Source organism: Hypericibacter terrae, assembly GCF_008728855.1.
Lineage (GTDB): Bacteria > Pseudomonadota > Alphaproteobacteria > Dongiales > Dongiaceae > Hypericibacter > Hypericibacter terrae.
Genome location: NZ_CP042906.1, coordinates 5,688,690 through 5,701,070 on the forward strand (window position 1 = coordinate 5,688,690; position 12,381 = coordinate 5,701,070).

General features: G+C 66.9%; 10 protein-coding genes. 4 read left to right on the forward strand and 6 right to left on the reverse strand.

The annotated features are described in order from the left end of the window. Nucleotides 1–94: 94 nt before the first annotated feature. Nucleotides 95–787 (forward strand): YggS family pyridoxal phosphate-dependent enzyme, encoded by a 693-nt coding sequence (locus FRZ44_RS26060; RefSeq protein ID WP_151179934.1) that lies wholly within the window; start codon nucleotides 95–97, stop codon nucleotides 785–787. Nucleotides 788–994: 207 nt separating this feature from the next. Here the strand turns inward: FRZ44_RS26060 and FRZ44_RS26065 are convergent, their stop codons facing one another. After that, nucleotides 995–2,251 (reverse strand): hypothetical protein, encoded by a 1,257-nt coding sequence (locus FRZ44_RS26065; protein WP_151179935.1) that lies wholly within the window; start codon nucleotides 2,249–2,251, stop codon nucleotides 995–997. Nucleotides 2,252–2,446: 195 nt separating this feature from the next. Next, nucleotides 2,447–3,625, reverse strand: a complete 1,179-nt coding sequence (gene ribA, locus FRZ44_RS26070) for a GTP cyclohydrolase II (protein ID WP_151179936.1) — start codon at nucleotides 3,623–3,625, stop codon at nucleotides 2,447–2,449. 426 nt (nucleotides 3,626–4,051) lie between these two features. On the opposite strand from ribA, the gene FRZ44_RS26075 reads away from it, so the two are divergent. Then, the gene (locus FRZ44_RS26075; protein ID WP_151179937.1) at nucleotides 4,052–4,741 is read left to right on the forward strand and encodes a response regulator transcription factor; all 690 of its coding nucleotides are present in this window, start codon (nucleotides 4,052–4,054) and stop codon (nucleotides 4,739–4,741) included. A gap of 17 nt (nucleotides 4,742–4,758) precedes the next feature. Here FRZ44_RS26075 and FRZ44_RS26080 read toward each other — a convergent pair whose 3' ends face one another. Next, nucleotides 4,759–5,988, reverse strand: coding sequence for an MFS transporter (locus FRZ44_RS26080; protein ID WP_191908306.1), 1,230 nt, complete (start codon nucleotides 5,986–5,988; stop codon nucleotides 4,759–4,761). Between the two features lie 289 nt (nucleotides 5,989–6,277). Here FRZ44_RS26080 and FRZ44_RS26085 point away from each other — a divergent pair, with 289 nt between their 5' ends. Together FRZ44_RS26085 and FRZ44_RS26090 are read left to right on the forward strand one after the other, a co-directional pair. Next, complete coding sequence (locus FRZ44_RS26085) at nucleotides 6,278–7,111, forward strand: MBL fold metallo-hydrolase (protein ID WP_225308455.1); 834 nt, start codon at nucleotides 6,278–6,280, stop codon at nucleotides 7,109–7,111. A gap of 142 nt (nucleotides 7,112–7,253) precedes the next feature. Next, nucleotides 7,254–8,123, forward strand: a complete 870-nt coding sequence (locus tag FRZ44_RS26090; RefSeq protein WP_191908307.1) for a class I SAM-dependent methyltransferase — start codon at nucleotides 7,254–7,256, stop codon at nucleotides 8,121–8,123. 26 nt (nucleotides 8,124–8,149) lie between these two features. Here the strand turns inward: FRZ44_RS26090 and FRZ44_RS26095 are convergent, their stop codons facing one another. Genes FRZ44_RS26095 through FRZ44_RS26105 form a run of 3 tightly spaced genes read right to left on the reverse strand, consistent with a single transcriptional unit; the run spans nucleotide 8,150 to nucleotide 12,378 of the window. Next, nucleotides 8,150–9,352 (reverse strand): ABC transporter permease, encoded by a 1,203-nt coding sequence (locus tag FRZ44_RS26095; protein WP_225308456.1) that lies wholly within the window; start codon nucleotides 9,350–9,352, stop codon nucleotides 8,150–8,152. Then, on the reverse strand, nucleotides 9,349–10,347 hold the full coding sequence (locus tag FRZ44_RS26100) for an ABC transporter permease (protein ID WP_151179939.1): 999 nt from the start codon (nucleotides 10,345–10,347) through the stop codon (nucleotides 9,349–9,351). Before FRZ44_RS26100 ends, FRZ44_RS26095 begins: the two co-directional genes overlap by 4 nt. A 45-nt stretch (nucleotides 10,348–10,392) precedes the next feature. After that, nucleotides 10,393–12,378 (reverse strand): ABC transporter substrate-binding protein, encoded by a 1,986-nt coding sequence (locus FRZ44_RS26105; protein ID WP_151179940.1) that lies wholly within the window; start codon nucleotides 12,376–12,378, stop codon nucleotides 10,393–10,395. Nucleotides 12,379–12,381 lie beyond the last annotated feature (3 nt).

The window sequence follows — 12,381 nt, forward strand, 5'->3', positions numbered from 1 at the left end:
ACTGGCGGCTCCCCTTCGTTTTGGCGCATGCTATGAAGTCGCCGGCGACGGCCCCCCGCGCCGATCGCCCGAACGATCAATGTCCCATCGGCCCATGACCGAATCCTCCCTCTCCACGATCGCTGCCCGACTGGGGACAATCCGCGCGCGCATCGCGGCCGCCACGACCGCGGCCGGGCGTGCCGCCGACAGCGCCCAGCTCGTTGCCGTCAGCAAGACCCATGACGCCGAGGCCTGTCTCGAAGCGCTGGCGGCGGGACAAAGGATCTTCGGCGAGAACCGGGTCCAGGAAGCCCAGGGCAAATGGCCGGCCCTGCGTCTGCGCCATCCCGATCTCGAGCTGCATCTGATCGGCCCCTTGCAAAGCAACAAGGTCGCGGACGCGATCGCGCTGTTCGACGTGATCGAATCGCTCGACCGGGAGAAACTGGCACGCGCCTTGGCGGCGGAGCGCGACAAGGGCAAGCGCCTGCCGCGGCTCTACATCCAGGTCAATACCGGGGAAGAGGAACAGAAGGCGGGCATCGGGCCGAAGGAGGCGCCGGCCTTCATCGCCCTCTGCCGGGATAGTTTGGGACTGCCGGTCGAAGGGCTCATGTGCATCCCGCCGGTGGATGAGGAACCCGCCCCGCATTTCGCGCTGCTGGCGCAGCTCGCGCGCCAGCAGGGTCTCCCGGCGATCAGCATGGGCATGAGCGGAGATTTCGAGGTCGCCATCCGGTTCGGGGCGACGCATGTGCGCATTGGCACGGCGATTTTCGGCGAGCGGCCGAAGGCCGCCCCCTAAGACCTCGATCGGCGCCGGGCCGATCCGGCTGCGCTCAATTGAGAAGCGTCGGCGATGGCCCTGCGGGCGCGCGAAGAGCGGCCGTTCCTGCGGTAAAAGGCGCGCGCACCGCCGTGCGTCGCGTGCCCACCCGCCGCCGTCCCGCCAGGCGCGAGCGCGAGCTGGCGCGCAAGCGGATTCGGGTTCGGTTCATTCTCTCTGCTCCACTCAGCTCTGGAAATCGAGGCCCGGGACAGGCACGGCGTCGCGATTTCGTTCCTGCATCATCTTTCGATAGCTATCAAGGGCCCGCGTCATCGCGGCCGGCACGGTCGCGGGATCGACGGGGCCCGTCGCCACCGGTTGGGTGCCCGCCGGCGACAGCCTTGCGGGCAGGGAGCGCCCGAGGCCGCCGGTGTCGATCGGCGGCGGATTGTGGATGGTGAAGCCGCTGGGCAGGGGCGGCGGCAGCGGCTTCAGGGCGCGCGCCGGCGGGTTGAGAGCCGTGGTGCCGGAAGGTGCCGCGACGCCGGGCGCTTCGGTGACGCGCGAGCTCGTGGCCGCGGTCTGCGGCATCACCACCGGCAGCGAATCGGAAACGCTGCCGTTGCCGATGATCTGGGGCTGGCTCGATGCCGGGGGTGCCACGGCCGTCGCGGTTGTCAGGCTCGAGGCGCCCTGATCGTGGGCCGCATTGGGAAGCTTCGACAGGGTATCGACCAGATCGGCCGGAATCTCCTGCAGGCCGGGCGCGGAGTCGCTGGGGGCCGCGGCCGCTTCGGCCAGGGCCGCGGTGGCAAGGCCGGCGCCGCGGCTCGTGGGCGTGCCGGAATCGTCGGCAGGCGCCGCTGCGGCTGCGGGATCGATCGCGGCGGTTGCGGTTTCCGGCGTGGGCGAAGGCGTTGCCGCCATGTTGTCGGTATCGTCGGCGAAGGGCGAGGGCCCCAGCAGGGCGACCATGAACTGCTGATCGGTGGCGCCGCCGGTCAGACCGTCTACGGCGATCATGCCTGCCGAAGCGGCGAACCCCACGGCCCCGCCATAGAGCGCACCGCCGGCGAGTTCGGCCGCCGGCGAGATCGTGTCGCCCGTCAGCCAACGATAGACCGTGCTGACGACGGGAATATGCTGAAGCGGATTCACGACGTCGATCACGTCGTCGAAGGTCAGCCCGTCATCGCCGAAGGGATGGAAATCCTTGCTGTCGGCCTGGGGCTTCCAGTCGGGACGCGTGAAGGCGAGGGTGCGGTCGCGCGGATCCATGAAGCTCGGATCGGGCCCACCCTCTTCCTCGGCGGCCGGCGTGCCCGCCCCCGTCACCATCTCGCCCGGGTTGGCCGGCGCGTTGGTGCCGGCGGGCGCTGTGGCGGTCGACGCCAGGGTCGCGGCAAAGCTGCCGTTCGTCGCCGCGCTCTGGGTGATGCCATAGCGGGGATGAACGGCCGGCTGGAAGGTTCGGAACGGAGATTGAAAGTCGACCGGCATGAACAGGGGCCCTTTGGCCCTCAGGAATGCAGGATCGATGCCAGCTTCGAGGTTGGGAACGAGGTTCCGTTCACGGCGGGAAAAAGCGAGGATTTCCGCGGGTTCCGGCCGATCGTCGGCGGGGCGGCGATGCCGGCAGCCGGAACGGACCCGCGGCGGCCGGCAATATTTGCCGATCCGCAAGGCCCCGCCGCTTCAGAACATATGGCCGAACTTCTGCGCCTTGGTCGTCAGGTAATCGCGATTGAAGCGATTGGCGGGAATCACCAGCGGCACGCGCTCTGCGACCGCGATCCCCAGCCGCTCCAGCCCCGTCACCTTGTCCGGATTGTTGGTCATCAGCCGCACGGTCTTGAAGCCCAGCCGCCGCAGCATCTCGGCCGCGGCCAGATAGATCCGTTCGTCGGCTTCGAATCCGAGCTGCTCGTTGGCGTCCGCGGTATCCGCGCCCTGGTCCTGCAGCCGGTAGGCGCGCAGCTTGTTGACCAGCCCGATGCCGCGCCCTTCCTGGGCCAGATAGAGCAGGATCCCGCCGCCCTGGCGCGCGATCTCGGCGATGGCGCCGCGCAACTGCTCGCCGCAATCGCAGCGCAACGAGCCGAGGAGATCGCCGGTGAAACATTCGGAATGAAGCCGTGCCAGCACCGGCTTGGCCGGGTCCGGCTGTCCGATCACGATCGCCAGATGCTCGGTGCTGCCGTCGCTGGGCCGGAAGGCGACGATCCGGGCATCCTCGGCCCCTTCCAGCGGCACGCGCGCCTCGCCGACGGGCTCGAGGCTGACGGCGGCGGTGGTCTCATAGGCGGCCACGTCGCCCGCCCAGACGGCCAGCAGGCCCTCCTGCGCGGCCACGCGCAGATGCTCGTCGGCGGCGCGGGCCGGCAGGGCCGACACCACCGCGGCGGGAAGCAGGCGCGCGAGCTTGGCCAGATGAATCGAGGCGGTGGCGAGCTCGTCGGGGAAATGCGGCGGCTGCGTCGTCGGCGGCAAGGCCGCGGCGACGGCGGTCGGATCGGCCAGCCGCAACACGGCTTCGGCATCCGCACCCGCCGGCAGATTCGCGAGGAAGGGCCGCTCGTCCTGCGTGATCGGGTTGGCGACCGATGCCGGCGCCGCCGTCGCGGCCAAACCCAGCACGGCCGCCCGGCGCCCGGTCAGGACCAGCAACGGAGGGCTCGCCTGACGCAGCCGGCGCAAGCTCGCCACCGCGACGGTTTCGGCCGCGGCGGCCAGGCAGGCACCCTGTGATCCCAGGATCAGCACGGGCTGGCCGCGGCGGAACTCGGTGGTGGCGCGATCGACAGCAATGGCGGCCGCCGCGGACAGCGCAGGCGGCGTCACATTCCGGCTATTGCCAAGGCGGGGCTCGGTCATGAACTCAACTCTAACAGACGCTGTCCGAAAGGGTCGCCGGAGGAAACCTCTCGGTGCGGATTAGGGCCGGCATTAGGCCGACCTGGGGGGCGCCGGTCAAGGCGACTTGGCAGCGCTCGATGAAGTTAAAATAATTAAGCAAATTCAGACACATAACCCCCGTTATGCGGTGCTTCCCGAGGTCCGGCCGGCTTGCGGTTGTCCGGTCCCGGTGATATTGAGCGCTCCAGGGCCGAGCGCCAGTGCTGAAAATGAACCGGACCGTCATGGCCCTCGCGGGCTTGAGACGGAACCGGGTCTCTAGTCTATTCGGTCACAAGCCGTTCAGGGGTCGCCATGGGGGCGAAGGTCGTCGTCCTCGAGGGGGATCGATCGGCCGGGCGGGACGCCAGAATCGGATCGGGGCGACATCGTTTGAGAAGCATCATGAAACCGCGGCGCAAGATCCTGTTGGTGGATGACGACGAAGCGCTGCGCCGCTCGCTGAGCGAGCAGCTCACGCTGCATGAGGAGTTCGACATCGTCGAAGCCGGCGCCGCCGATGGCGCGCTCAAATCGAGCAAGGACGAGACCTTCGATCTGGTGCTCCTCGATGTCGGCCTGCCGGACATGGACGGACGCGAGCTTTGTCGCTTGATGCGCCGCGCCGGAACCAAGGCGCCGATCATCATGCTCACCGGCGCCGACAGCGATGCCGACACCATTCTCGGGTTGGAGTCGGGCGCCAACGACTATGTGACGAAGCCTTTCAAACTCGCGGTGCTGCTCGCGCGCATCCGCGCGCAATTGCGCCAGCACGAGCAGAGCGAGAATGCGAGCTTCGCGATCGGCCCCTATCTGTTTCGCCCGGCCTCGAAGCTGCTGCTGAACGAATCGACCGGCAAGAAGATCCGCCTGACCGAGAAGGAAACTTCGATCCTGCGCTATCTCTTCCGTGCCGGCGAGCAGGCGGTGAGCCGCGAGACGCTGTTGGGCGAGGTCTGGGGCTACAATGCCGGCGTGACCACCCATACGCTCGAGACGCATGTCTATCGCCTGCGGCAGAAGATCGAGAAGAATCCCTCGCAGGCCGAGCTGCTCATCACCGAGCCCGGCGGCTATCGGCTGGTGCCGTAAGCGACGCGCAGGCGCACTCAGCTTCGCGCCTGATGCGCGTCCCGGCGATAGCGCGCATGCAGCAGCAGTGCGCCCGCCGTCGCCACGCTGGTGGTGACGCCGAGCAGCGGCGCCACCGCACCCCATCCGCCATGGCCCTGCTGCAGAACCGCCATCAGGATCGGGCCGATCAGCACGCCGACATTGCGCCCGGTCATGAGGATGGCGAAGGCATGGGGGCCGGCCGCGCGCCCGAGGATCGCGCCCGGCAGCGCGAACAGGCAGGTCGGCGTGATGCCGGCGGCGATGCCATAGAAGATCAAGAGCGCGATGCCGGCGGCATCGGAATGGGCGAAGGGCGTCAACCACCAGCTGAGCGCCTGCGCCGCCACGCCGACCAGCAGGAGCAGCGTGACGCCGACGCCGCGGCGCAGGACCTCGCCGGTGAGAATGTTGAATCCCATCAGCACGACGACCGGCAGCAGATAGCTGAACACCGCCGCGACCGGACCCAAGGCTCGCGCCTCGATCAGATATTGCGGCAGCCAGGTCATGTAGGCGTAGTACTGGCCCGACCAGAGCAGGAAGACCCCGGCGCCGATCAGGAGCGCCTGATGCTCGCGGCGCGACAGCGGTGGCTCGGCCATGCGGCGGCCGGCGGTGCCGCGGCCGAACGCATGGCGCCGCGCCAGCGCCGTGCCCCACAGCCAGACTGCGCCCGTCGCCGCAATGCCGCCATACCAGAGCCATTGCCAATGGTCTTGCGCAAGCGCGAAGGGGGCCGCCAGGCCTGCCGCGATCTGGCCGATGGGGATCCAGGCCGAGACCAGGGCGATGGCGAAATGACGGTGGCGGGGGCTGGCGCAACCGCCGACGATGGCCGGCCCCAGGATCGCGCCGACAGCGAAGGAACAGCCTTCGAGCGCGCGGCCCGCCAGCATGAGCCAGCCATTTCCGGGGGCCAGCAGCGACAGGCCGTTGCCGACGATCATGACGAGAGAGGCCACGGCGACGCCCCGCAACGCGCCGTGGCGCGCCAGCCAGCGCCCGATCGGCACCGAAAGCAGCAGCCCGGCCACGGCATAGACCGACATGAAGCTGCCGGCGAGCGTCCGGTCGTAACCGTAGCGCTCGAGCAGCATCGGAAGTACGGGCGGCAGCTTGAACTGCTGATAGGCGATCAGCGAGGCGAGCGTCACGCCGAATGCGATTCCGGCCCAGTCGGTCTGGTCGCGAGACCCTCGTCGATCGGCGTCGGTAGCGGTCACGAGGGCAATATCCTCTGGGCAGTCTCCGGGACGCCGAGAGAGCGGCGCGCGAAGACAGGGGTTCGGGGAGCCATAGCCGTCCTTCACCCTTCAAGGCAAGGCCTCCGGGGGAAGGATCACGGCGGCGCTTTCGGCGGATTCCGCCCTTCTGCAGGCCCTTTCGGCTTCGGCATTAACCAGTCCGCCGCCGGCCCCGCCCTGGCCGTCGCTCGGTTTCCGGCTTGAGCAGGCTCGGGCTTTCTGGTTGGTTGGCGGGGGCACAGGGTGGGTTGAGGCGGAGGCAGGGACGTTGGCCCAGGCCGAAGATTTCTATGTGAGGTTCTGGGGGGTCCGCGGGAGCATTGCCTGCGCCGGCCACGAGTTCGAGCGCTATGGCGGCAACACCTCCTGCATCGAAATCCGCTGCGGCAAACATATCCTGGTGTTCGACGGCGGCACCGGCATCCGCGCGCTGGGGGCGGCGCTCAAGCCCGAAGAGCCGGTCGATCTCGATCTGTTTCTGTCGCACAGCCATTTCGACCATATCGTCGGCATTCCCTTCTTCGGCTCGCTCTTCAATGCGCAGAACAAGGTCCGGCTCTGGGCCGGCCATCTTCTGCCCGATCGCACGCTCAAGGATGTGATGGGAAAGATGATGGCCGCACCGCTCTTCCCGGTGCCGCCCGAAATCTTTGCCGCGCAGACCAGCTTCCTCGATTTCCGCGCCGGCGAGAGCTTCGAGCCGAGGCCGGGCGTGAAGGTGATCACGACGCCGCTCAACCATCCGAACCATGCGACCGGCTATCGGATCGAGTTCAACGGACATTCGATCTGCTACATCACCGATACCGAGCATAAGAAGGACGAGCTCGATCAGCGGATCCTGCGCCTGATCCATCAGGCCGATATCGTGATCTACGATGCGACTTACACCGACGAGGAGTATCCGCGCTTTGCCGGCTGGGGCCATTCGACCTGGCAGGAAGGCGTGCGCCTCGCCGATGCCGCCGAGGTCAAGACGCTGGTGATCTTCCACCACGATCCCAGCCATGACGACACGATCATGGATCGCATCGCCGAGGCGGCCGAGAAGGCGCGGCCCGGCACCATCGTCGCGCGCGAAGGGCTGACGCTGCGGCCGTGATCATCGATGACGAGGTCTGCAGGAACGCGGCTCCTCTGTCTTCTTCCCCTCCCTCGCAAGGAAGGGATGTCGCATGTGGCGAGGTGAGTGAATCCCCTCCCCCATTTTTTGGGGGAGGGAACAATAAGAATGAGTTCGCGCGATGATCGGCCGCCCCACCTGGCGTCGCCTGGCGCTCGGCCTGCCGACCGTCCTGGGTCTGGCCAAGCGCGGCTTCTTCATTCCCTATCGCTATGCCGGCGGTGTGACGCCCGCCGAGCGCGATCTCTATCCGGCGGTGGCCGCCCTCTTTGCCGAGTATGAATCGGTCTTCGCCGACGCGCTGGAGGTGCTCTCGGATTACACCGAGGACTTCGCGCGGATCGGGGCCGGCGGCGCCGGCGCGCCGCGCTTCGACCAGGACTGGTTCCCGCGCCTCGACGCCGCCATGGCCTATGCGCTGGTGCGCCGCTTCCAGCCGCCGCGGATCGTCGAGGTCGGCTCGGGCCATTCGACCCGTTTCGTGGCCCGTGCGGTCGCCGACGGTAATCTGCCGACGGCGATCACGGCGATCGATCCGGCACCGCGCGCCGACATCGCGAAGCTGCCGATCACGCTGCGGCGCGAGGCGGTGCCGCAATGCGGGCCGGCGCCCTTCGAGGCCTTGCGGCCCGGCGATCTGCTGATGATCGATTCCAGCCACATCCTGATGCCGGGGACGGATGTGGATTTCCTGCTCTCCCACGTGCTGCCGAACCTGAAGCCCGGCACGCTGGTCCATATTCACGACATGCTGCTGCCGGACGGCTATCCGGCCGACTGGGCCTGGCGCGGCTATAACGAGCAGTCGGCGGTGGCGGCGCTCCTGGGCAGCGGCGCCTGGCAGCCGCTCTTTTCGAGCCACTGGGCCGTCACCCGGATGGCGGCGGCCGTCGCAAAGTCTCCGGTTGCCAGACTGCCATTGCAGGCGGGTGCGCGCGAAACCGGGCTCTGGCTCGAGCGGCGCGGGCCGGGCCAGCGGACCTATCTCTGAGAGAAGGTTTACCGGTAGGGGACGGCTTATCTGTAGGGATCTGCCGCGTCGCGCAGGCCGTCGCCCAGGAAGTTGAAGGCCAGCACCACCAGGATGACCGGCAGCACCGGGAACATCAGCCAGGGATAGAGCGCCACGACATTGATGTTCTGCGCCTCGTTGAGCAGAACGCCCCAGCTCGTGATCGGCGGGCGCAGGCCCAGCCCCAGGAAGCTGAGGGCCGTCTCGCCCAGGATCATCGACGGGATCGCCAGGGTGGCCGAGGCGATCAGATGGCTCATGAAGCTGGGGATCAGGTGGCGCCAGATGATGCGCCGCGGCTTCGCCCCCATGAGCTCGGCCGCGAGGCAGAAATCCTCCTCGCGCAGCGCCAGCAGCTTCGAGCGCACCGCGCGCGCCAACCCGGTCCAGTCCAACAGCCCCAGGATCAGCGTGATGCCGAAGAAGACCAGGATCGGACTCCAGTTCACCGGCAGGATGGCCGAGAGCGCCAGCCAGAGCGGCACATGGGGGACGGAGCGGACGACCTCGATCAATCGCGACACGGCGGCATCGACCCAGCCGCCGTAGTAACCGGCGATGCCGCCCAGTCCCAGGCCCAGCAGGAAGCTCACCGAGACGCCGACCAATCCGATCGTCAGCGAGATCCGGGCGCCATAGAGGATTCGCGACAGCACATCGCGCCCCAGGCGGTCGGTGCCGAGCAGGAACAGGGTGCCGCCGTCGGCGGCACAGGCGAGATGGAGACGCGATTCGATCAGGCCCCACCATTTGTAGGATTCGCCCAGGCAGAAGAAGCGGACCTTCTCGACCCGGTCCGGATTATCGGTGTATTCGCGTTTCAGGTTCTGCATGTTGAGCCGGTAGTCCATGCCATAGACGAACGGCCCGACGAAGGTGCCCTTGTCGAACAGATGCACGCGCTGCGGCGGCGCATAGATGAAATCGACATGGCGCGAATGCAGCGCATAGGGCGACAGGAATTCGGAAATCAGAATGATGAAATAGGCCATGATCAGGAAGATGCCCGAGATCACGGCAAGGCGGTGGCGGCGGAACTTCCACCACATCATCCGCCACTGCGAGGCCAGGTAGTAGCGCTCCTGCTCGGCATTCATCCGCTCGACCGAATAGGGGTCGAACGGCGCGGTCGAGACCTGATGCGCCAGCGGCTTGCGGGGCGGCGGCGCCGGCATGTCGGAGGCGGCGATGTCGGTTGGCGGCGTCATTTGGATACTCCGCCTCCCAGCCGGATGCGCGGATCGAGCACGGCCAGCGCCACGTCCGACAGGAACATGCCCACCACCGTCAGAAGCGCCAGGAACATCAGGAACGAGCCCGCCAGATACATATCCTGGCTGCGCAGCGCGTCGAGCAGCATCGGACCGGTGGTCGGCAGCGACAGCACGACCGACACGATCACGGCGCCGGAAACCACCTCGGGCAGCATGCTGCCGATATCGGAGATGAAGGGGTTGAGCGCCATGCGCAGCGGATACTTCCACAGCAGCCTGGTCGGCGACAGGCCCTTGGCGCGGCCCGTGACGACATACTGCTTCTGCAGCTCGTCGAGCAGGTTGGCGCGCAGGCGCCGGATCATGCCGGCGGTGCCGCTGGTGCCGATCACGATCACCGGCACCCACAGATGGGCCAGTACCGACTTGGCCTTGGCCCAGCTCCAGGGCGCATCGGCATAGCTCGGATCCATCAATCCGCCGATCGAGATGCCGAACTTCACATTGGCGAAATAGAGCAGCACCAGCGCCAGCAGGAAGCTCGGCGTCGCCAGTCCGAGGAAGCCCAGGAAGGTCAGCGCGTAGTCGCCGACGCTATATTGTCGGACCGCCGAATAGATGCCGATCGGGAAGGAGACGACCCAGATGAAGATGATGGTCGCGACCGAGACCACGATGGTCAGCAGCAGCCGGTCGCCCACCACCTGGTTCACCGGCATTCCATATTCGAAGGAATAGCCCAGATCGCCCTGGACCAGATTGCCGACCCACACCGCATATTGCTCGAGGAAGGAGCGGTCGAGGCCGTATTGATGGCGCAGGAAATCGATCTTCTGCTGATCCACCGCCTCGCCCTGGCTCTGCAGCTCCGCCATGTAGGTCGAGAGATAGTCGCCGGGCGGGGCCTGGATGATGGCGAAGACCAGAAAGCTGATCACCAGCAATGTCGGCACCATCACGAACAGGCGGCGGAGCAGGTAAGTAAACATCGGGCCTCGGGTGATGGTCGGTAAATCGGGCGTTTCGGTCGGGGGTCAGTTGGTGGCGGCGGTGGCGGTCGCGGATTCGTCGAGCCAGAAGGTGTCGAGCTTGTAGACGCCAAGCTGCGCGCCCGGTTCCCAATTGTAGATCGCGGTCTCGGGCAGGTTATGCAGAAAGTTCTTGGCCACGACCGGCTGTGGCACGCTGTTGACGGTGCCGATGACGAACACCTGGTCGCTGTAAATCTGCATCATTTGCTTCCAGATCGCGGTGCGCTGCTCGTCGTTCTCGGCCTGGCGCCATTGGTCCAGCAGATCCAGCAGCTGCTTCGCTTCCGGCATATCGACGGCTTCGCCCGACTTGCTCATCGTCTCGTCGAACTGGCCCCATTTCGGCCATTGCAGCTGCTGCTGGCTGGTCGGCGCGAACTCGACGGGCGCCGTGTCGGCCGTGGGGATGCCGTTGTCGAGCCCGGTCCAGACCGACATGATGCTGTCGCCGGCGAAGATGCGGTTGCGGAAAACCTCGCGCTGCGAGGGCTTCACATAGAGCCTCAGGCCCAGCTGCGCCCAGGAATCGCGGATCAGCTCCAGCACATCCGCTTCCTCGGTGCTCTCGCCCGCGCTCTCCACCAGGATGTCGGCGGTGCGTCCGTCGGGAAGCAGGCGGATGCCGTCGCCGTTGCGCTTGTCGAGCCCCATATCGTCGAGCAGCCGGTTGGCCTGATCGATGTCGTAGCTGGTCCAGGCCCGGGCGTCGGCTTCGTCGTAGAGCGGGCTCTGCGGCAGAACCGTGTTGCCGCTTTCCTTGGCGAGGCCGTAATAGATCACTTGGTTGATCTCATGCCGGTCGATGCCGAGCGACAGCGCGCGCCGGAACCGGACGTCGCGCATGACCGCGCGCCAGACCGCATCGTTGGTATTGAGATTGGGATAGATCGCCACCTGCGAGCCGGAGCCGCTGGTCCAGAGCCGCACCCGATAGTCGCCGCGCGTCTCGCCATCCTTGAGGAAGGTGTAGTTGTCGAACCTGAGATTGCGCGCCTGCAGCGTGGTCTCCCCGGCACCGACCTTGGCGGGGATCAGCTTGCTGTCGACGATGTCGAAGACGACGCGATCGATATAGGGCAGCTGGCGGCCGCGCGGATCGACCCGGTAGTAGTAGGGGTTGCGCTCGAACACGAAACGCTCGGCCGGCGGCTTGGTCACCAGCATCCAGGGATCGAGCGTCGGCTGCTTCGGGTTGTCGTTCTTGTACATGTTGTCCCTGCGATTATGCAGGGCGGCCCAGCTCGGCTGCTGCGCTTCCTGGACCTTCTGCGCCAGCTCGGCGGCGTCGGCATATTTGGCGTGGAACTTCTTCAGGTAATGGCTGGGCCGATAGATATAGAGCGGCGTCGTGCCGGCGATCGCCGGCAGGAAGTCGGCATTGGGCTTCGACCAGCTGTAGCGCACCGTGTATTTGTCGGGGAAATCGACCTTGGGCGCCTCGCCATCCACGATCAGCACCGAGGGTGGACCCGTCGGCGACAATTCCGGATTATTGGCGACGTCTTCCCAGAAATAGCGGAAATCCTCGGCGTCGAAGGGCTTGCCGTCCGACCATCTCATGCCCTTGCGCAGATGGAAGGTGAAGATGCGGTCGTCCTCGACGTCGTAGGATTCGGCGATATCGGCGACGATCTTGAAGTCGCGGTCGTAGCCCACGAGGCGGGCGTAGCCATAGACCACCATCATGCGGGTGTCCTTGGCGGAGCCCATCAGCATGGTGAGATCGCCGCCATAGCGCCCGGCCTCGCCCATCGAGGCGACGGCGGGATTCTGAGGCAAGCGATCCGTGATCGGCGGCAGCTCGCCCGCCGCCACTTTCTCCTCCAGCACCGGCGAGTCCGAATAGGACTGCGCCCAGCCGGCGCCGCTGTGAACGAGGCCGGCCAGCAGGGCTGCCGTGAGCAATCGGCCCGCCCGCCCGACGATGCCGTCGCGCGGCCGGGCCATCGGACCCGGGGTGGAGGGGAAGTGGGGAACGGTCAACCGCATCGG